Consider the following 20,762-nt stretch of genomic DNA (forward strand, 5'->3'; position numbering starts at 1 on the left):
GGCGGCGAGCCGGCAATACCTGCCGATCGCCAAGCAGCCGCCGAGCTACCCGCAGCGGGCGCTGGACATGGGCCTGCAGGGTGAGTGCACGGTGAGCTACAGGGTCGATCCGCAGGGCCGCGTCGAATCGCCGAAGGTGGTGGGCGACTGCCATCCGTTGTTCATCCGGCCCTCGCTGGTCGCCGCGAAGACCTTCCGCTACCAGCCGCGCATCGTCGACGGGCGCGCCGTGGCGGTGCCCGACGTGCGCAACACCTTCCACTACCGCATCGAGTGACGAGACAGGACCCGCTCTACATGAAACAGGATTTCAACGATTTTCACGCCAACCTCGCGGCGCATGACGACCAGGCGATCAACCCCAGCGGCAACGCCCCGCTGCAGGAACTGGTCGACCCGCGTCGCCGCGGCCTGCTCAAGGGCAGCCTGGGCCTCGCCGGGCTGGCGTTCCTCGGCGGCGGCCTGTCGGCCTGCAATGCCGTGGCGCAACGCGGATCGTTGCTGGGTTTCGAGGCGATTCCGCCGCAGCTCGACCCGGCGTTCGACAGCGTGCAGGTCGCGCCCGGCTACCGCGCGCGGGTGTTCTTCTCATGGGGCGACCCGGTGCTGGCCGATGCGCCGGCCTGGAAGCCGGATGCCAGCGACGACTGGCAGGCGCAGCTCATGCAGGCCGGCGACAACCACGATGGCATGCATTTCTTCCCGTTTCCGGACGCGCCCGAAGACCACGGCCTGCTGGTCATCAACCATGAATACGTCAACCCGCCGCTGCATCCGCACGGCATGAGCCTGGTCGACGGCAAGCGCCCGCTGGCCGAGGTGCGCAAGGAGCAGGCGGCCCACGGCGTGAGCGTCATCGAGCTCCGCAAGGATGCACAGGGCCAGTGGCAGCGCGTACTGCCGTCGCGCTACAACCGGCGCATCTCGACCCTGACGCCGATGACGCTGGCCGGGCCGCTGGCCGGCCACGCGCTGATGAAGACCGCCGCCGACCCCAGCGGCCTCGAGGTGCTCGGCACGCTGAACAACTGCTCCAGCGGTTTCACGCCCTGGGGCACCTACCTCGCCTGCGAGGAGAACTGGCACAACTACTTCGTCAACCACGACCCCGACGACCTGGCCGCGCGCGTCTCGCACAATCGCTACGGCATCGCCGGCAGCGGCCTGAGCAAGAACTACGGCTGGGAGACCGCCGACCCGCGCTTCGACGCCACGCCGGACCCGCAACAGCCGCATGGCGGCCATGTGCACGAGCCGCACCGCTTCGGCTGGGTGGTGGAGATCGACCCCTTCGATCCGGCGAGCACGCCGGTCAAGCGTACCGCGCTGGGCCGCTACTGCCGTGAATGCTCGGTGCTGTCGCTGGGCGAGGACGGCCGCATGGCCTTCTATTCCGGCGACGACACCAAGGGCGAGTACGTCTACAAGTTCGTGCCCGCCGGTCGCTACGTGTCTGGCGCGGACCAGACCAATCGCCGCCTGCTCGACAGCGGTACGCTCTACGTCGCGCGTTTCGACGCCGATGGCAGTGGCGAGTGGCTGGCGCTGGTGCATGGACGCAACGGCCTGACCGCCGAGAACGGTTTCCCCGGCCAGGCCGAAGTGCTGCTCAATGCCCGCTCCGCGGCGGACCGGGTCGGCGCGACGCCGATGGACCGCCCGGAATGGGTTGCGGTACATCCGCACAGCCGCGAGGTCTACGTCACCCTGACCAACAACGACGAGCGCGGCAGCAAGCAGCCGCTGGACAAGGCCAATCCGCGCCCGCACAACCTGCACGGGCAGATCGTGCGCTGGCGGGAAGAGGGCGGCGATCCCACGGCCACGCGTTTCCAGTGGGAAATATTCCTGCTCGCCGGCGAGCCGCGGGGCGCGCGTGATGCCGCGGACCAGCCGCTGGCGGCGAACTTTATCGGCACGGTCGAGGGCGACTGTTTTTCGTCGCCGGATGGCCTCGCCTTCGATGGCGAAGGGCGGCTGTGGATCGAGACCGACTACGGTGACGACGAACCGGCGATGCAGGCGATGGGCACCAACCAGTTGCTCTGCGCCGATCCCGTCACCCGCCAGGTGCGCCGCTTCCTGGTCGGGCCGCGCGGGTGCGAGATCACCGGCATCACCTGGAGCCCGGACTACCGCGCCATGTGGATCAACGTGCAGCACCCGGAACTGAGCTTCCCCGCCAGCGACGGCAAGACCCGCCCACGCTCGTCCACGCTGTTGGTCACCAAGGATGATGGCGGGGTGATCGGCACCTGAGCGGCTGTCGCAGGCGTAGGGCGGGTTGCAACCCGCCGCTTCGGCGTTGGCCCGGGCATCGTCCGCGCGGGTTTCACCCGCCCTATGCTCTTGGGGCTTGAATCATCGCCGCGCCGCAGGAAAAACATTTACCATATCAACGACATACCTAATGCCCTGGGTCGTTGCATGTTCTCTGCCGTCAAGCGCTACACATCCCTCGTCACGGGGGCGCTGGCGCGTTGTTTTCCCCGCACCACGGCCTATCTGCGCGACGAGGACGAGCGGGTGTTCCGTCGCTGGCCCGACGTGGGGACGCAGCAAGGGAGCGGCAGAGCGGCCAAGGCGAAGGGCAAGACGAACGCGAAGAAGCCGGCGCGCAAACCTGCCGCCAAGCGACGCAAGCCCGCCGCCGAGGGTATCTACGCGACGGCGCAACTGCCGATCGACGAAGCGCAGGTCCAGGCCATGCGCGAGCGAGTCGCGCAGGCGGTGACGGCCGGAATCGTCAACGCCCCCTCGCAAGAGCAATGGGCGATGATTCTCGGTCGCAGCCCGGTGACGCGGATCTTCGCCGGCGCGGGATCGGGCAAGTCGACCACCTTGCTGCTGCGCGTGGTGTTCATGCTCTGCCACCTGGGCATCGAGCCCGGGCGCCTGACGGTGATCTCCTTCACCAATGCCTCCTGCGCGCAATTGCGCGAACAGCTGATCGCGGTACTGGCCTTCTGGAACTATCGGTTCGACGCGGCGCAGGCGCGCCAGTGCGTGCGCACCTTCCATTCCGCCATGGCGGTGCTGGCCCGCGATGTGCTGGACAGGCCGGTGTGGTTCGAACAGCTGGATGACAAGCATGCCTCGGCCAGCGAGCCGGACAATGCGCTGACCGCTACGCGCCTGCGTCCCGCCCAGCAGCGCCTGCTCAAGCAGGCCTATCAGCGCTGCTATGCCGAGGATGCCGATTTTCGCGACCGCGTACACCGCCTGCTCGGACTGCCCGCGCCTGTTTCGGCCAAAGGCAAACGTGCAGCGCCCAAAGCGCCGCTGGACGCGTTCAGGCTGGCCGGTGAATTCGCCTCGCTGCCGTTGTACGAGGCCTTTCATGCCCAGGCCGGATTCATCGAGAGCATCGGCATCCGTGTCGATCGGATCGACACCGCGGCGCTGTCCTGTTCGCCGCCTGAGCGGCTGTTCGTCGAGGCGCTGGTGCCGTTCCAGCGGCACTTCGAGGCGTGCCTGCACGAGCGTGGCCTGCTGACCTTCAACGCGGCCTTCCAGCAACTCACCGAACGCCTTGCCAGTGGCGCAGAGGCGATCGCGACGACGAGCCTGGCGCCATTCAGCCATCTGCTGATCGACGAGTTCCAGGACATCTCCCCGCAGATCGTCCAGTGGCTGCAGGCGCTGCACCGCCAGCTGGCGCGACAGGGCGATGCGCCGAGCCTGATGGCCATCGGCGACGACTGGCAGTCGATCTACGGCTGGCGCGGCAGTTCGCCGGAGCTGTTCATGGACTTCGACCGCTACTTCCCGCGCAAGGGGGCGGCGAAGAAAAGCGCAGTGCTGATGCTGGAAACCAACTACCGCTCCATCGAACCGGTGATTCGTGACGGCGAGGCGGTACTGGCCGGCGTCGCGTTCAAGCAGGCCAAGACCAGCAAGGCCAGCAAATCGATGCAGCCGGGCGATCACGGCGTGAAGTTGGTGACGCGCTTCGATATGCAAACCCGCCTGCCGGAGCTCATCAGGGAGATCCAGGCACAGTGCACGCATGTCGCCGCGCGCCAGAGCAGCGAGCGCACCGCGGTGCTGGTGCTGAGCCGGCGTAACGAGCCGCTGCGGCAGATCCAGGCGCAGCTGGACCACAAGGTGCCGGTCAAGGCCTATACCATCCACCGCGCCAAGGGCCTGCAGGCGGAAGTGGCGATCATCGTCGATGACATCCTGCCGCCGGAGCCGCATCCGTTGCGCAATGCGCTGTATGCCTATTCGGGGTTCTTCCGCAACAGCTACGACCAGGCGATGGCCGACGAGAGCCTGCGCCTGGCCTATGTGGCGATCACCCGCGGCGTCAGCCGCGTGCTGTGGTTCACCCGCAAGCCCCAGGGCGCGGCACGGGTGCTGGCGGCGCGCGATTGACGCCGCTCCCCGTGCCTGTTGGGCTTCGCTGCGCTCAGCGCCACCCTACCCGCGTGCGCCCAGCGCCCGACCGAATGCCTGGCGCAGCAGTTCCGGCAGTTCTTCGCCGGCCGGGCCGCGCAGGACGAACTCCCGTTCCGCCTGTCGTGCAGCCGCCTGCGGGTTGATATGCACCACGACTGCACCTGACGTCCAGGCGAGGTGGGGCACTTCCGCCGCCGGATAGACCACACCCGAGGTGCCGACCGAAATCAGCAGGTCGCATTGGCGCGCGGCGTCGAACGCGGCGTTCAGCGCCGTGGCCGGCAGGCTCTCGCCGAACCACACCACGCCGGGTCGCAGGCGCCCACCGCAATGCGTGCAGCGCGGCGGTTCCACGCGGCGCCCGTCTTCGGGCTCGTTCGGGACTGCGAGCGGTGTGGTCGACGAGCGTGCGCAGGCGAAGCAACGCGGCTGCTGCAGGCTGCCGTGAAGATGGATCACCGCGTCGCTGCCGGCGCGCTCGTGCAGGTCATCGACGTTCTGCGTGATCAGGGTGAATTCGGCAACGTGCCGGGCCAGTTCGGCGATGGCATGGTGCGCCGGGTTCGGCTGCGCCTGCAGCACTTTCATCCGGCGCCATTCATACCAGCCCCAGACCAGCGCCGGGTCCCGGCGAAAGGCTTCGGGCGTGGCCAGCGCGGCGGGGTCGAAGCGTTGCCAGAGGCCGGTCAGTGCATCACGGAAGGTCGGGATGCCGCTTTCGGCGGAGACGCCGGCACCGGTGAAAACCACCAGGCGACGCGCCGAGCGCAGGGCGGTAAGCAGCGAGGATGGGATCACGGCCGGCTCCTGTGAGAGGAAAGGCGGTTATCAATAGCACCATGCCGAGCACTTTCCAAACCATGCAGCCCTTAGGGTCTGTCTTGGGAGTTCGTTTATTCATACGTTGCCTCGACTCGGGAAAAGCGCAAGAGCCTTTCGAGCGCAAGGGCTTGGGGGCACCTGGTCCTTGCTGGCGATCCCGACCACCATCGCCGATGATCGCCAGCAAGCTGGCTCCACAACATAATGCCCAGTGAGTTAACAAACTAACCAAACAGGCCGCTAGTAGTTGCTGGATGATGCTATCGAATGCACGCCGGCTGCGCCTATCAAGACCATTCGGCCGTTCCCGCGCCCCATTCGCTCCGTACTTGACGGGCGTCAAAGCCACCCGCTGCCGCAGCCGGATGATGCCAACGTAAAGCGATAGTCGATGCCGGAGGGGCTCCTTATGCTTGGCTCAGTGATCTGGGACGACAGCCTGGTAAAACGCTACGGACAGGTCGGGCAACTGCAGTGCGGCTATCCGACGACTGGCGATTTCAACGACCGGATCGCGCCACTGGATCTGCTACGTGCATTGCGCGACAGCCGCAAAGCCCAACGCCCGCTTTCCCTTGCCATCCGTCTGCCCGGTGCCGCGCTGCCGCACGACGAGCTGACGGCTTATCTGCGACGGCTGGAGCGAGAAATCGAACAGCTCGGCTGTCACGTCGGGACGTTGCAGCCGGTCGAGCGGCTGCAACTGAGCGCCGGCGCCCTGAGCATCGACGAGCTGCGCCGCCTGGTCGCTCTGCTCGAATCTCGTTTCCGCTTCGCCGAGCCCGGTGTCGCCAGTTTCACCGCCGAGGTCGAGCTGGCCTACGCCGATTGGTCACTGGTCGGCGCGCTGCACGAGCTGGGCTTCAATCACCTCAGTGTCAGCGTTCCCGATCTGCGTGCGGACGACGGCGGGACGGTGGAATACTTTCGCAGCTCGGCGCGTATCCGTGCGGTCATCGAGGCGGCGCATGCGCTGCACTACCGTTCGGTGAACGTCGACCTGGGCTATGGCCGCTCCTGGCAGACACCACTCACGTTTGCGCGGAAGCTGGCGACGATCATCGAGTTGGCGCCCGACCGGGTGACGCTGTTCGATTACCGCGATGCGCTGCAGGGCGCGCCGGCCAACGGCGCGCGGCTTGGACTGGCAGCGCCCGCGGATAGCCTGGCCATGTATCGCCATGGCGTCGAGCAGCTCGCCGCCGCGGGCTATCGCTACATCGGTCTGGGCAAGTTCGTGTTGCCGCACGACGATCTGGCGATGGCGCAGGAGACCGGCACGCTCGATCACGACGTCAGTGGCTACGCCGAGCGCGGGGGCTGCGATCACCTCGGCCTGGGCGTCGCTGCGCTCAGCCGGCTGGGCGATCTGTTTTCCCAGAACGCCAGCGACGTCCGGGCCTACCTGCGCTCGATCGACCAGGGGCAACTGCCGTGCAGCCGCGGTGTGCGTCCGGCGGGCGTCGACAGGCTGCGCCGCGCGATCTTCGGCAGACTGTTGTGCGACTTCCAGCTGGACTTCGCCGCACTCGCCGCGCAAACCGGCGTGGATGTGCGCCAGCGCCATGCGCAACATTGGCCGCGGCTGCGGCAGTTGCACGCCGAGGGCCTGATCCTGCTGGACGAGGACCGGCTGGAAATCCCGCCACGTGGACGTTTGCTGGTCGCGGCGGTCTGTGCCGCCTTCAATCGGCCAACGGCCGCCGCAATAGGGGACTCGGGCGGCCGCGGCTGGCTGCGCTGACCAATGGCAAGCGTTCACGCGGGGACCTTCTGCAGGTTGCGGAAGGCTTCCAGCACCCGCGCCCGGCTCATGCCCAGGTCGACGATCGGCTGCGGGTAGTCGGCCAGGGCGAACAGGCCGCCGAGCACGGCCGGATCATGGATGTCGCGCGGGCTCAGGCTGTGCAGTTCCGGCAGCCAGTGACGTAGGAAAAGTCCTTGCGGATCGAAGCGCCGCGACTGACTGAGCGGGTTGAACAAGCGGAAATAGGGCACCGCATCGGTGCCGCTGGAGGCGCACCATTGCCAACCGCCGTTGTTCGCCGCCAGGTCGCCGTCTATCAGGTGGCGCATGAACCAGCGCTCGCCTTCGCGCCAGTCGATCAGCAGGTTCTTGCTGAGGAACATGGCGGCGAGCATGCGCAGGCGGTTGTGCATCCAGCCGGTCTCCTGCAACTGGCGCATCGCCGCGTCGATGATGGGAAAGCCGGTGCGGCCGTTCTGCCAGGCGGCCAGCTCGTCCGGTGCGCGGCGCCAGGGCAGGGCCTCGGTCTCGGTGCGAAAGGCGCGGTGCATCGATACCCGTGGGTAGCCCACCAGAATGTGCTTGTAGAACTCGCGCCAGAGCAGCTCGTCGATCCAGCTGACGGCACCGGGATTGCCGCTCGCGAACTCGCCGCGATTGCTGGCCAGTGCGGCATGCAGACACTGGCGCACCGAAAGCACGCCGCATGCGAGGTACGGGGACAGCTGGCTGGTGCCGGGCTCCGCGGGCAGGTCGCGGCGTTGCTGGTAGTCGCTCAGGCCATCCTCGACGAAGCGCGCCAGGCGTTGACGGGCGAAGGTTTCGCCGGCCGGCCAGAGGCCGCGCAGGCGTTCGCCGGGAGGTGCGAAACCGGGAACCTGGAGCGGAACCGCATCACTGGCGATGGGGAGCGCGGCCTGCGCTGCTGGCGACGACGCACACTCCGGCAGGGCGATGCCGAGGCGCGCATGGCAGGCCTTGCGGAACTGACCGAAGACCTGGAAGTAACCGCCCGCCAGGGTGAGCAGGCTGCCGGGGGCGAACAGCAATTGATCGAGGTGACGCCGGCAGCCGATGCCTGCCTCCTGCAAGCGCTGGGCGACGGCCTGGTCGCGCCGCTGCTCGTCGATACCGTATTCGTCATTGAACTGTACGCAGCGCACGCGATGCTCGCGACACAGGCGCAGCAGCACGTCGGGAACCGCCCGCCAATCCTCTGCGTGCCGCACCAACAGCGGGACGTTCAGCGCGCGCAGCGTTGTCGACAGCTCGGCGAGGTTGCGCAGCCAGAAATCCACCTTGCAGGCGGCATCGTCATGCGCCAGCCACTGGCCTGGCGTGATCAGGTATATCGCCACGGTCGGGCCCGCGGCCATGGCGGCGGTCAGCGCGGTGTTGTCGCTGGCACGCAGGTCGCTGCGCAGCCACAGCAGCTGGGTCATGGCCAGCGCCCCCCGACGCACGGGGGCGCGCAATCTACGCCGCTCGGGTGCCGCTTTTCATGGCTCGGCAGCAAGCGGTTCCAGGGTGCGTTCATGTTCAGATTCCGTTGCGCAGGCTGAGTGTTTCAGGGTGCGGCTGCAGGTAGGCCTGGCGTGCGAGATAGCGGTCGGGGTGGTGGCGCAGGTGGTGCCTGAGCAGGGTCAGCGGCACCACTAGCGGAACGATCCCGGCACGGTACTGGTCGATGAGCCGGCGTATCTCGCGGCGGTCCTCCGGGCCCAGGGCGTGCTTCAGGTAGCCGCTCAGGTGCAGCAGCACGTTGCAGTGCGTGCCGCGGGTGGCGGGCTGCTTCAGCGCTTGCATCAGCTGGCCGAAGTACTGCGGGGCGAAGCTCTCCAGCGAATGCTCGGCGAGGCGGGCCACCAGCCGGCCGAGCACCTGGTACTGCAAGGGGTGATTGGCCATCAGCTGATACTTGTAGCGCGAGTGGAAATCGACGATCGCCTTGCGGCTCAAGCCGTCGTGCCGCAAGCGCTGCCATTCGGCATAGGCATAGACGCGGGTGAGGAAGTTCTCGCGCAGCACCGCATCGTTCAGCCGACCGTCTTCTTCGACCGGCAGTTCCGGACGCGCTTCGATGAGGGCCCGGGCGAACACGCCACTGCCTCCGTCCGGCAGGGTATGGCCATCGCTGCGGTAGACCTTCACGCGTTCCATGCCGCACGAGGGCGATTTCTGCATCAGGATGAAGCCGCTGATGTCATGCAACTGCCCGGCGACCTGCCGGCCATAGGCGGCGAGCGCCGCGGTGACGTCCCGCTCGGGCTGTAGCGTGCCCAGCGCCCGCGGCGACTCGGGGTCGCCCACCAGGCGAATGGGTTCGCGTGGCGTGCCCAGGCCAATGGCGACTTCCGGGCAAACCGGCACGAATTCGACGTGCGATGCCAGGGTATCGCTGCAAAGGCTGGATTTCTTGTGCCCCCCGTTGAAGCGTACCGGGTGTCCGAGCAGGCAAGCGCTGATACCGATCCTGGGTGCGACGATTTTGGCGTTCATGAGGGCCTCGCCTTGTACAGCAAGCTGTTCATCATGGTTGCTGATCTTGTACGAATAAATAGTACTGTACAAGTATTGTTTGCGCTGGCTCTACTGTGGTTGACCGTGGTAAAGCTGGATCTGGGCGTTATCGTATCGAACGAGTGGCGTTAAAAGCTATACATTAAAAATTCAATGTATAAGTGTATGCTGTTTAAAGATAACCAATGATGAGCGGGCGGGCGGGGAGGCATTCACCATGAACATTTTGCTGACTGGCGGTACCGGACTGATCGGCCGCGCCCTGTGCCGCCGCTGGGACGCCGAAGGGCACCGGCTGTGGGTCTGGAGCCGGACTCCGCAGCGGGTTGCGCGCTTATGCGGGCCACAGGTGCAGGGCATCGGCGAGCTGCAGCAGATCGCCACGGTGCCGCTGGATGCGGTCGTCAACCTGGCCGGTGCGCCGATCGCCGATCGTCCGTGGACCAAGGCGCGCAAGACGCTGCTGTGGGATAGCCGGGTGAAGCTCACCGAGCAGTTGCTCGCCTGGCTGGGCAAGCGTGAGCAGAAGCCGGCATTGCTGATTTCCGGTTCGGCGGTGGGATGGTATGGCGATGGTGGCGAGCATCGCCTGACCGAGGCGGACCAGGCGGTCACCAACGATTTCGCCAGCCAGCTGTGCAATGCCTGGGAGGAGCGGGCCGTCGAGGCAACGGTGCTGGGCATGCGCGTGGTGCTGGTGCGTACCGGGCTGGTGCTGGCGTCCGACGGCGGCTTCCTTCAGCGGTTGCTGCCGCTGTTTCGTCTCGGCCTGGGCGGGCGCCTGGGCAATGGCCGGCAATGGATGCCGTGGATCCATATCGACGATCAAATCGCCCTGATCGATTTTCTTCTGCATCAGCCTGCCGCCAGTGGCCCGTACAATGCCTGCGCGCCCGCGCCGGTACGCAATGCCGGTTTCGCCCGCAGCCTCGCGCATTGCCTGCACCGCCCGCTGTTGCTGCCGGTGCCGGCCGCGGTCATGAAAGTGACGCTCGGCGAACTCGCCGGATTGCTGCTCGGTGGCCAGCATGCGCTGCCGGCGCGCTTGCAGGAGGAGGGCTTTCGCTTTCGTTTCGGCGATCTGGATGCGGCGCTGGCCGATCTGTTGACGCAGCCCCGTCAGTAGGGTCTGTTGGCGTTTCAGCGCGAACCGCGTTGCGCGCCAAATGGCGCCAGACAAGGCGCGGGACGCCGGCAATGGTCGCTCCCTTGCCAAGTCCCGCAACGCCGCATGGCGCCATTTGCCGCGCAACCCTTCGGGCCGGGCCGGTTTTTGCGCGATGCGGCGTTTCTCGTCGCTTATTTGGAATGACCACAAAAACGCCTGGAGCGTTTTTGCGCGCAAGCCCCGAAGGGGTGAAGCACAGGGAAGTGCTGAACAAACTTCGCTCCTCGTGCCTTGCCTCGCGCAAAAACCGGCTCCGGCGCGGCCGCGAACGAAACGTCAACAGACCCTAAATTTCGTCCCTTGTGTGAAAATAGCCGCGCCTGCCGCCAGGCGCCGGGCGCATATCAAACAGTAGTCAGGAAACGTGCATGACAGAGCAGGCGTTGTTGTTGGTCAATCTGGGGTCGCCGGCCTCCACCGAAGTAGCCGATGTGCGCCGCTATCTCGACCAGTTCCTCATGGACCCTTATGTGGTCGATCTGCCGTGGCCGCTGCGGCGTCTGCTGGTTTCGCTGATCCTGGTCAAGCGCCCGGAACAGTCGGCACATGCCTATGCCTCGATCTGGTGGCCGGAAGGCTCGCCGCTGATCGTGCTCAGTCGCCGTCTGCAGGATGCGCTGCGTCCGCACTGGACGCAGGGGCCGGTGGAACTGGCGATGCGCTATGGCGAGCCGTCCATCGAGGGGGCGCTGGTCAAGCTGGCCGGGCAGGGCATCAGCCAGGTGACCCTGGCACCGCTCTATCCGCAGTTCGCCGACAGCACCACCACCACCGTCATCCAGGAAGCACGGCGGGTCATCCGCGAGCGCGGCCTGGGCCTGCAGTTGTCGATTCTGCAGCCGTTCTACGATCAGCCGGAATACCTCGATGCGCTGGTGGCCAGCGCCAGGCCGCACCTGCAGCAGGGGTTCGATCATCTGCTGCTGAGTTTCCACGGCCTGCCCGAGCGCCATCTGCACAAGAGCGATCCGACCGGTGCGCACTGCCTGAAAGGCGCCGATTGCTGCCAGCGAGCCGAGGGCGAGGTGCTCGCCAGCTGCTACCGCGCGCAGTGCCTGCGCAGCGCCGCCAGCTTTGCGGCGCATGCCGGCTTGCGCGACGATCAGTGGTCGGTTTCCTTCCAGTCGCGCCTGGGGCGGGCCAAGTGGATCGAGCCCTACACCGAAACGCGTTTGGACGAACTGGCCAGGCAGGGCGTGAAGAAGCTGCTGGTGATGTGCCCGGCATTCGTTGCCGACTGCATCGAGACCCTCGAGGAAATCGGCGATCGCGGCCGCGAGCAATTCATCGAGGCCGGCGGCGAGGAGCTGGTGCTGGTGCCGTGCCTGAACACCCATGAGGACTGGGTGAAGGCCTTGGCGCAGTTGTGCAGGCGAACGCCGCAGGCGCTTTGACGGTAGGAGGCTCCTGCGCTCGCCTCTGCTCACTCCTCCAGAAGCCGCAGGTGCGCACCGCGCCCGTAGGAGCCCGGGGGGACGCCGAGTCCTTGCCGGCGATCATCGGCGTTGCGGCGGATCGCCCGCAAGCGGGCTCCTACAGCGCGGCTGCCTGCCTTTTTCGGCACGTCACGGGTTCAGCCGGGCACCGCTTCCCTCGTTGCATACTCGCTGGCCAGATGTTCGAACTCGTCCACCGGCAGGGGTTTGCCGAACAGGTAGCCCTGGAACCGGTGACAGCCATTGGCCAGTAGCAGCGCGCGCTGTGATTCCAGCTCGACCCCTTCGGCAATGACTTCCAGCCCGAGCCCGGCCGCCAGCGCGCAGGTGGCGCGCACGATGGTCAGGCTGCTGGTATCGTCCGGCAGGCCACGGACGAAGGCCTGGTCGATTTTCAACTGATCCAGCGGCAGTTGCTGCAAGTAGCTCATCGATGAATAGCCTGTGCCGAAATCGTCGATGGAGAAGCGAATGCCATGCTCCTTGAGCTGGTTCATCCGGGCGATGGCCTCGGGCATGTTGTCCAACAGCAGGGTTTCGGTGAGTTCGAGCTTGAGCCGGGCGGGATTGGCGCCGCTGTGCTCCAGCAGTTCGAGCACGCGATCGACGAAATGCTCCTGATAGAGCAGATGCGCACTGAGGTTGACCGCCAGGGTGAGGTCGGCGAAGCGGGGTGATCCGGCCCAGCGCGCAAGCTGTTCACAGGCTTGCTTGAGCACCACGATATCCAGTTCCTGTATCAGACCCGCGCGTTCCGCCTGGCCGATGAATGCACCCGGCGTCAGCAGACCCCGTTGCGGGTGTCGCCAACGTACCAGCGCCTCGGCCCCGACTACGCCCCTGGTCTGCTCGAGCTGCGGCTGGAAATGCAGCACGAACTCACCGGCCTTGAGGCCTTCGCGGATCTGCTCTTCCAGTCGCAGGCGCTCCTGTACCGCCTGTTGCATGTGCGGGTCGAAGAAGCGCAGGGCGTTCTTGCCCGACAGCTTGGCCTCGTACATCGACATGTCGGCACGCTTCATCAGTTCTTCGCTGTGGCTGTCGTCTTCGCCGAACAGCACCACGCCGATACTGGCGCTGCTGTGCAGGCTCAGCTCGCCCAGGCGGTAGGGTTTGTCCAGCGAGGCCAGCAGTTTCACGCCGACGTGTTCGGCCTGCGTGGCGGCGTGTTCGGGATCGGCACCCAACCGCTCGAGCATCACCACGAATTCGTCACCACCCAGACGCGCCACGGTATCGCTGGCGCGGACCTCCTGGCTAAGGCGCTCGGCAGCCAGACACAGCAACTGATCGCCGGTCTGGTGGCCGTGCAGATCGTTGACGTTCTTGAAATTGTCCAGGTCGATGAACATTAGCGCACCGAGCTGGCCGCTGCGGCAGCTGGCGGCCATGGCCTGCTGCAGGCGGTCGAGCAGCAGGCGACGGTTGGGCAAGTCGGTCAGCGGGTCATAGAACGCCAACTGATGGATATGTTCTTCGGCAGCTTTGCGATCGGTGATATCGGTAAAGGCGGCGACGTAATGGCTGATATCGCCCTGGGCGTTGCGCACCGTGCTGATCGTCAGCCACTCGGGGTAGATTTCGCCGCTCTTGCGCCGGTTCCAGACCTCGCCTTCCCAGGCACCGGTATTGACGATGCTGGCCCACATCGCACGGTAGAACTCCGGGCCATGCTTGCCCGAAGCCAGCAGCCGGGTCGTTTGGCCCACGGCTTCCTCGGCATCGAAGCCGCTGATCAGCGTGAAGGCGCGGTTGACGCGGATGATGCGGTTCTCGGCATCGGCGATCAGCATGCCCTGTTGCGATTCGAAGGCGATCGCCGCGATCCGCCGCTCCAGTTCGGAGTTGATGCGCTCGGTGATGTCGCGGCTGAGCCAGACCACGGCGCGCTTGCTGCCTGCGGGGGTTTCCAGCGGCAAGGCGCGACCTTCGAATACCTTCGGGCCGCTCAGGGTCTGCTTGGTATATTCGATCAGTTGAGGCGTGTCGCTGCGCAGAGTCTGCTGAATGAAGGCGAGCAAGCGGTGTGCCTCGGGCGCGGGCATCACATCATGCAGGTGTCGGCCCAGTAGCCGGGTGGCGTCGTCATGATGCCGGCTTTGTTTGGAGCAGATGACGTCCTCGTAGCGGCCGTCCTCGTCGATGACCAGCAACAGGTCGGGGATCGCATGGGTGATGGCGCGCAGGCGTGCTTCGCTGAACCTCAGGGCCTGTTCGGTCTGGCTGCGTTCGAGCAGGTCGTTGAGCAGCAGGCCGAGCGCGGCGGTGGCCAGCGGCAACGCCAGCAGCACCGGTACGGCAGCTTGCCGCACCGTTTCCCATGCCAGGGGCTGCGGCAATAGCATGAGTACCGCCAGGACGCCGAGATGCAGCACCAGGCCGAATCCGAGCAGTGGCCAGAAACCGAGGCCCAACAGGCCGTGGCGGTAGGCGCGCCGATAGGCGAGGCCGAGCACGACCGCCAGCAGGATATTGACGAGGCCCGGTATCGTCCCGATGCCGCCCAGCCAAAGGCGATAGCCGGCGGCCATCGCGCCGGCTATGCCGGCGACCAATGGGCCGCCAAACAGTCCGGCCATGCTCAGCACCACGGTACGGGCGTCGAATACCAGACCGGTATGGATGGCGGTGGGAATCATCATGCCGAAGATGCAGGCGCTGCCGAACCACAGCCCGGCGAGGCACTTTGCGGAGAGCTTCGGGTGCTGGTTCCAGTCGCGGGTATTGAAAGCCAGCAACCAGCACAGCGCGAGCAGGATGACCGCGTTTTCTGCAAGGGCGTAGGTAGTCAAGGGTATCTTCCAAGGCGCCGCGGCGCCGACTGCAGGACTGTATGGCGGTTCGCCATTATTCCATATGGCCGCAGAGGGGTATATCGGCCCTTGGTCGGACAGGCTGGCGGGGGCGAACGGCGGCATCACCCGCGCTGGGCGAGCCGCGCCTTGAGATCGCGTACCTCCGTTTCCAGTTCGTCGACTCGTCGTAGCGCGTCGATTTCTGCCGTGACGTCCTTCTGAATGCCAATGAAGTAGGTCAGCCGATCCCCTTCGTTGAATACCGGGGAAATCGACAGCTCGTTCCAGAAGGCGCTGCCGTCCTTGCGGTAGTTGCGAATCACCTGGCGGCAGGGCCGCCTGTTGCGAATCGCCTCGCGAATGGCCTGCAGCCCGGGCTGGTCGCGATCGCTGCCCTGCAGGAAGCGGCAATCCTGGTAGAGGATGTCGTCGGCGGCATAGCCGGTCAGCCGCTCGAAGGCCGGGTTGGCGTAGATGAGGATGTTGTCGTCGCCTTCCTGCTCGGCAACCACGATTCCATCGTTGGAGGCTTCGATTACCAATTGCAGCAGCCTGGCGTTGATCATGCGGGTACCTCCTGGGGGCATGTGACGCATTCTAGAACAACTCGATAAAGGCGAAAGGGCTGGCATCCCACTGCCTCTCGGGGTTGTACAGGGTTTGTAGAGGCTGCTGGAAACGCTGGGTTACACTGTCGCCACCGTTCACCAGCGAGCCGCCCAATGACCCACGCTCCCGGCGCGTCGCCCCCGGCTTCGAATGCCCTCGAGCAGCAGGAGCTGTTCCCCATTCGTGAAGTGTCCCGTCTGACCGGCGTCAATCCGGTGACCTTGCGCGCGTGGGAACGCCGCTACGGGTTGGTTCGGCCTACGCGTACCGATAGCGGCCACCGCCTGTATTCGATGGCCGACGTCGAAGCGATACGCAGCATCCTCGCTTGGACCGAACGTGGAGTGGCGGTGAGCAAGGTCGGCAACATCCTGGCTCGCAGCGCCGCTGGCAGGGCGGCGGAGCCGCCCGTCGCGGACAGTAGCGAGCGGGGGCAGTGGCAGACCCAGCTGCGCCGTGCCGTGAGTCGCTTCGATGAGGCGCGCCTGGAACAGCTCTACGGCCAGATATTTTCCACCTATCCGTTGGCCGTCGTGTTCCAGGAGATACTGCTGCCCGTATGGCAGGAGCTGTTGCTGCGCCAGGACGAATTCGGCCGGACCAGCGAATGGTTGTTTCTCGATGCGTTCCTGCGCGCCCGGGTACTGCAGCGCCTGCAACTGGCCCGCATGGCAGCGGGCGAGCCCGTGCTGCTGGCGGCGATGCCCGGGCAGTGCCGCGAGCTGGAGCTACTGGTCGCAGGATTGCTGCTGAGCGCCGACAGCGTGACGATCGGCGTGCTGCCGATCGGCCAGCCGCTGGGGGAGCTTGCCCTGGTCTGCGACAGGGTCCGGCCGAAGGGCCTGGTACTGTTTTCCAACGTCCCGCCCGGCGAGGTGCAGTTGTGTCAGCTCAACAAGCTGTCGCTCACCCTGGATTGTCCGCTGGCATTGGCGGGCGAGGCGGCCGAAGTGGGTGAAAGCCTCGCGGGGACGTCGATCGCCTGCCTGGGTAGTTCCGGCAACCTGATGCAGCGCCGCCTGCTGCAGTTCCTCGCCGGCCAGGCCGATACCTGAACGGCGCAACCAGCGGCTGCGCAATAACGAGTGTTCGCCATGTCTTCAGCCAGCTTCGAGTTCTGTTCGCCTCCGCAGCGCCTGGTACTGCCCGATGGCTTGAGGCTGGGGTTCCTCGCGCAGCCGCCAGGGGCCCAGGCCGCAGCGCTGGTGCGGGTGCATGCCGGGGCGCACGATGCTCCGGCTGCCTATCCAGGCCTGGCGCATTTTCTCGAGCACCTGCTGTTCCTGGGCAGCGCTGCCTACCCGCCGGCACAAGGCCTGATGCCCTTCGTGCAGGGGTGTGCCGGCCAGTTGAACGCCTCGACCCGCGAGCGGCATACCGACTATTTCTTCCAGGTGCCGGCCGAGGCGTTTGCCGAGGCGCTCAAGCGTCTGCTCGACATGCTCGCCCGGCCGCTGCTCGACCCCGCCGCGCAATTGCGCGAGCGCGAGGTGCTGCAGGCGGAGTTCCTGGCCCGCGCCAAGGACCGGGAAACCCTCTGTGACGCCGCGATCGGTACGGCCCTGGCTGCGCGACACCCCTTCGCCGGCTTCCACGCCGGCCACCGTGACACCCTGCCTGTCGAGAGCGCCGAGTTCCAGCAGGCGCTGCTGGGCTACCATCAGCGGTTCTACCATGCGGGGCAGCTGGAATTGCTGGTCGCTGCGCCATGCAGCCTCGAACGACTGCAGGGGCTGCTGCGCAGCGATGAATGCCGGCTGCCGGCCGCGCCGGAGGTTTACAGGCCGCTCATCCCGCTGCAGGCGGCCGATGCTACACCTCTTTACTTGCAGGTCGAGGGTTCCCGAGCGTACCTCGACCTGGCGTTCGTCCTGGACGGCCTGCCGGATGGCACGGCCGTCGCGCTGGATATGCTGGCCACCTGGCTCGGTTCGCAGGCCTCCGGCAGTCTGTTCGCTGCGCTGCGCGACGAAGGATGGTGCGAGGCCGTGGCGCTGCGCGTGCCTTATTGGCATGCCGGGCAGGGTGTGATCATCGTCGAGCTGCAACTGACCGGGCAGGGCCTGTCGGCGCGTGCGCAGATCGTCGCGGCGGTGCGCGACTGGCTGGGATTCCTGACCCGGCAGGCGCCCTGGGCCGAGCTCTGGCACGAGTACGTGCGGATTCGCCGGCGCGGCCTGCTCGGCAAGGAGCCGCTGGCGTGCTTGCGCTACTGGGTGGAGCCCGCTGCCTGGCAACCGTCGACCGACGCGCATCAGGTGCAGCAAGCGTTACGGGCACTGGGCATGCAACTGAGCGACAGGGGGCCGATCGTGCTCAGCATCGGCCGGGCAGCCGCCGACGCGAGTCCACGGATCATCGCCGCAGACGCCGGGTTCCCCCTGCAATTGACAGCGGATCGCTTGCCGGACGCGGTTCCTCGCCAATGGCACTGGCGCCTGCCCGAGCGCAACCGCTGGCTGGACAGTCGGCTGCAGCCGCGCGTAGAGCCGTTGGTGCCGATGCTGTGCTGGCTGCAAGCGGACACTGCAAGCGGGCAGGGCGCGCTGTATGTGCGCTGGCGCTTCGACGACGGTCAGCCGATGGCGGGGCTCTGGCACGTGCTGCAGGCGGCATTGCGGCGCCACACCCTGGCCGCTGCGCAGGCTGGCGTCGAGCTGCGTTTCGAGAACCATGGGCGCAGCTGGTGCCTGGCGTTGTTCGGCCATGGCGAGGCGCTGCCGGTGGTATTGCGGGATCTGCTCGAGGTGCTGGCCATGCCACCCGCCTCGGCGTTCGACGAAGGGCAGCGGCTGGCGGTCGAGGCGCAGGAGCCATCCGCCGATGAATTGCTCCTGCGCCAACTGATGCGGCGGTTGCCGCTGCTGCTCGATCCCCTTCCGCATGCTGCGGGCTTGCAGCCTTTGGATCAAGCGGCCTTGACCCACGCCTGGCGGCACGCCCGCTGGGATGCCCTGGCCGTGGGCCTGTCGGCGCCTCTGAGCGGGCCGCTGCAGGATGCACTGCGCGTGACGCCCGGGATGCCGGAAACGCAGGCAACCCCGGCCGAGGCCGATGCCGCTGGCGCCCACTCCTATGTATGGTGCGGTTTCGGCGAGCCGGCGAGGGAAACCGCCTTGCTGCTGTTCTGCCCGTTGCCTCTGCGCGCAGCTTCCGTGGAGGCGGCCTGGCGGCAACTGTCGCGGCTGATGGAAGGGGCATTCTTTCGCCGTCTGCGCAGCGAGCTGCAGCTCGGTTATGCGGTGTTCTGCGGCTTTCGCCAGTTCGGTGAGCGGGCCGGAATGATCTTTGCCGTGCAGTCGCCCAGGGCGTCGGCCGGTGAGATCCTCGGACATATCGAAACCTTTCTCGCTGAGTTCGCCCGCGAGCTGGATGCCCGGCCGGATGCTCCTCCTGCGAGCGCCGACGTCGCTCGGCGCGGCGACCTGCGCGGTCGCGCCGAACAGGTCTGGCAGGCCCGGCTGGCAGGTTGCGACAGTGACTATCCGGCCCGGGTCGAGCTGGCCATGGCGGCGCTGCAGCCCGAGGACATCCGTCGTCAACTGCAGGCCCTGCGCGAGGCCGAGGGCGGCTGGTACGTGCTCGCCAATGCCGCCGCCCCGGATACCCGCTGGCTACGGCGCTAGGTCGAAACCGCCGATCCGTTCCGGTTGTTCACCAGGCGATCGGGACGCTGCGCGATGCTTTGGACGTACGACCTAAGCGCCGCCCCTCCGGCCCGCGGATGAATGCTTCCAATGCAAGACGGTCGCCACGGCCAAAGTGCCAGCCTTTCGCCGCTATCGCAGCGTATGTGCGCCGTGGCCCTCTTTCGATAATCGCTCCCGTCACGACTGCTTGTCGTCAATACCGCGGAGAGCGCCATGCACAACAACAAGAAAGCCGTTTCAACCCTGCTGCCGCTGGCCATGGCCAGTGCCGTCGCCATGAGCCTGAGCCAATCGGCGCTGGCCGAAATCGTGCTCTACGACGAGGACGGCACCACGTTTTCCACCGACGGATACTTCAACACCTTCTACGTGCACAGCGACGTGGACCGCGACGGCGAGCAGTTCGATCGCAAGCAGTCGCGGGTGAAGATGGGCTTTCTGCCCAACTGGATCGGCTTCAATTTCACCAGGCAGGTCGGCGACCTCGAGCTGGGCGGCCGTTCCTCGTTCTGGGTGACGATCAACGACAGCGACACCAACGGCACCGAAACCGGCATCGACGTCCGCCAGTTCTACGCCACCGCCGGCAACGAGCAATGGGGCGAGGTGCTGTTCGGCAAGGACTTCGGTCTGTTCGCCCGCTCCAACATCCTGCTCGACGAGATGCTCAGCGGCTATGGCCAGGTGAGCGATAGCCTGGGCCTGGTGGACGGCGGTGGCGTGTCCTTCGGCAACATCGGCAGCGGCTACCCGTACCCGTTCCCGACCGCGCAGATCACCTACCGTTCGCCCGAGATGAGCGGTCTGCGCATCGCCGCGGGCATCATGGACCCGGTGGACACCACCGAGGACACCCGCTCGACGCTGGACAAGGCCTACCAGGAGGCGCCGCGCTTCGAGGCCGAAGTGACCTACCGGTTCGAGCTCGGCGGCACCCAGTTCTACACCTGGGTCAACGGCATGCAGCAGAGCTCGGACAATACCGACAGCAGCATCGACGAGGTCACGTCCAAGGGCCTCGGCTATGGCGTACAGGCGAAGATGGGCAACCTCTCGTTGACCGCGTCCGGCTTCCAGGCCGAGGGCATCAACCCGTTCTTCACCAACAACGCCGGCGAGGCGCTGTTGCGCGAGGTCGACAGCGACGGCTACCTGCTGCAGGGTTCCTACCGCTTCGGCAAGAACCGCCTGGCGCTGTCCTACGGCAAGACCAAGGACGACGGCAATGGCCTGGGCAGCGCGGCCGACTACGAGACCCGCGGCGTGGCGCTGTTCCACAGCATCAACGACAACCTCACCCTGGTGGCCGAACTGAACCAGTTCGAGATCGCCGGCCGTGACGATTCGACCCTCGACGAAGACACCCGCACCTTCGCGGTGGGCGCGGCACTGAGTTTCTGAGCCGCGGACTCCGCTGCATCCCGAAATGGCTGGTTCCCCGCAAGGGGCCAGCCTTTTCGCCGTTCACCGGCAAGCCGCCATGGCTGAGCGCAGGATGGCGTGGGGTGGCGTGGGGTGGATAACGCCGTGCGGCTCATCCACCCTCCGGGGCGCAGGCAAAAGTCGCTGCGTGGCGCTCTGGCAGGAGCCTGGTTGCTGGCGAGCAACCGCCGC

14 protein-coding genes are annotated in these 20,762 nt (G+C 66.4%); 9 read left to right on the plus strand and 5 right to left on the minus strand.

Annotated elements, in window-relative coordinates; genetic code table 11:
* The 3 genes from IN820_RS22645 to IN820_RS11840 all read left to right on the plus strand — a co-directional run.
* Window positions 1-277 (plus strand): energy transducer TonB (locus tag IN820_RS22645; protein ID WP_235989146.1); only part of this gene is annotated, 277 nt, incomplete at its 5' end.
* A gap of 20 nt (window positions 278-297) precedes the next feature.
* Entirely contained in the window at window positions 298-2,259 is a 1,962-nt protein-coding gene (locus tag IN820_RS11835; protein ID WP_193681174.1) for a PhoX family protein, read from the plus strand.
* Window positions 2,260-2,427: 168 nt separating this feature from the next.
* Entirely contained in the window at window positions 2,428-4,377 is a 1,950-nt protein-coding gene (locus IN820_RS11840; protein WP_193681175.1) for a DEAD/DEAH box helicase, read from the plus strand.
* 45 nt (window positions 4,378-4,422) lie between these two features.
* On the opposite strand, the gene IN820_RS11845 is transcribed toward IN820_RS11840, so the two are convergent.
* On the minus strand, window positions 4,423-5,199 hold the full coding sequence (locus IN820_RS11845; protein ID WP_193681176.1) for an SIR2 family NAD-dependent protein deacylase: 777 nt from the start codon (window positions 5,197-5,199) through the stop codon (window positions 4,423-4,425).
* A gap of 433 nt (window positions 5,200-5,632) precedes the next feature.
* Between IN820_RS11845 and IN820_RS11850 the strand changes: the two genes are divergently transcribed.
* Window positions 5,633-6,967 (plus strand): oxygen-independent coproporphyrinogen III oxidase, encoded by a 1,335-nt coding sequence (locus IN820_RS11850; protein WP_193681177.1) that lies wholly within the window; start codon window positions 5,633-5,635, stop codon window positions 6,965-6,967.
* Window positions 6,968-6,981: 14 nt separating this feature from the next.
* Here the strand turns inward: IN820_RS11850 and phrB are convergent, their stop codons facing one another.
* On the minus strand, window positions 6,982-8,412 hold the full coding sequence (phrB, locus tag IN820_RS11855) for a deoxyribodipyrimidine photo-lyase (RefSeq protein WP_193681178.1): 1,431 nt from the start codon (window positions 8,410-8,412) through the stop codon (window positions 6,982-6,984).
* Window positions 8,413-8,509: 97 nt separating this feature from the next.
* Window positions 8,510-9,469 carry a YbgA family protein gene (locus IN820_RS11860; RefSeq protein WP_193681179.1) on the minus strand — a complete coding sequence of 320 codons (960 nt, stop codon included), beginning with the start codon at window positions 9,467-9,469 and terminating at the stop codon, window positions 8,510-8,512.
* A 238-nt stretch (window positions 9,470-9,707) separates the two neighbouring features.
* Between IN820_RS11860 and IN820_RS11865 the strand changes: the two genes are divergently transcribed.
* Together IN820_RS11865 and hemH are read left to right on the plus strand one after the other, a co-directional pair.
* A complete protein-coding gene (locus IN820_RS11865) occupies window positions 9,708-10,616 on the plus strand; it encodes a TIGR01777 family oxidoreductase (protein ID WP_193681180.1) in 909 nt (302 codons plus the stop codon).
* Between the two features lie 410 nt (window positions 10,617-11,026).
* The gene (gene hemH, locus IN820_RS11870) at window positions 11,027-12,052 is read left to right on the plus strand and encodes a ferrochelatase (RefSeq protein WP_193681181.1); all 1,026 of its coding nucleotides are present in this window, start codon (window positions 11,027-11,029) and stop codon (window positions 12,050-12,052) included.
* A 179-nt stretch (window positions 12,053-12,231) separates the two neighbouring features.
* On the opposite strand, the gene IN820_RS11875 is transcribed toward hemH, so the two are convergent.
* Together IN820_RS11875 and IN820_RS11880 are read right to left on the minus strand one after the other, a co-directional pair.
* Window positions 12,232-14,886 carry an EAL domain-containing protein gene (locus tag IN820_RS11875; protein WP_193681182.1) on the minus strand — a complete coding sequence of 885 codons (2,655 nt, stop codon included), beginning with the start codon at window positions 14,884-14,886 and terminating at the stop codon, window positions 12,232-12,234.
* 125 nt (window positions 14,887-15,011) lie between these two features.
* Complete coding sequence (locus tag IN820_RS11880; RefSeq protein WP_193681183.1) at window positions 15,012-15,455, minus strand: PAS domain-containing protein; 444 nt, start codon at window positions 15,453-15,455, stop codon at window positions 15,012-15,014.
* Between the two features lie 156 nt (window positions 15,456-15,611).
* Here IN820_RS11880 and IN820_RS11885 point away from each other — a divergent pair, with 156 nt between their 5' ends.
* From IN820_RS11885 to IN820_RS11895, 3 genes are all read left to right on the plus strand, one after another.
* Complete coding sequence (locus tag IN820_RS11885) at window positions 15,612-16,553, plus strand: MerR family transcriptional regulator (RefSeq protein ID WP_193681184.1); 942 nt, start codon at window positions 15,612-15,614, stop codon at window positions 16,551-16,553.
* Between the two features lie 39 nt (window positions 16,554-16,592).
* Window positions 16,593-19,124 (plus strand): pyrroloquinoline quinone biosynthesis protein PqqF, encoded by a 2,532-nt coding sequence (pqqF, locus tag IN820_RS11890; RefSeq protein ID WP_193681185.1) that lies wholly within the window; start codon window positions 16,593-16,595, stop codon window positions 19,122-19,124.
* 237 nt (window positions 19,125-19,361) lie between these two features.
* Window positions 19,362-20,549 (plus strand): porin, encoded by a 1,188-nt coding sequence (locus tag IN820_RS11895; RefSeq protein WP_193681186.1) that lies wholly within the window; start codon window positions 19,362-19,364, stop codon window positions 20,547-20,549.
* Window positions 20,550-20,762: the final 213 nt, after the last annotated feature.

The sequence above is a fragment of the Pseudomonas lopnurensis genome (assembly GCF_015070855.1).
In the GTDB taxonomy this organism is placed as follows: Bacteria; Pseudomonadota; Gammaproteobacteria; order Pseudomonadales; family Pseudomonadaceae; genus Stutzerimonas; species Stutzerimonas lopnurensis.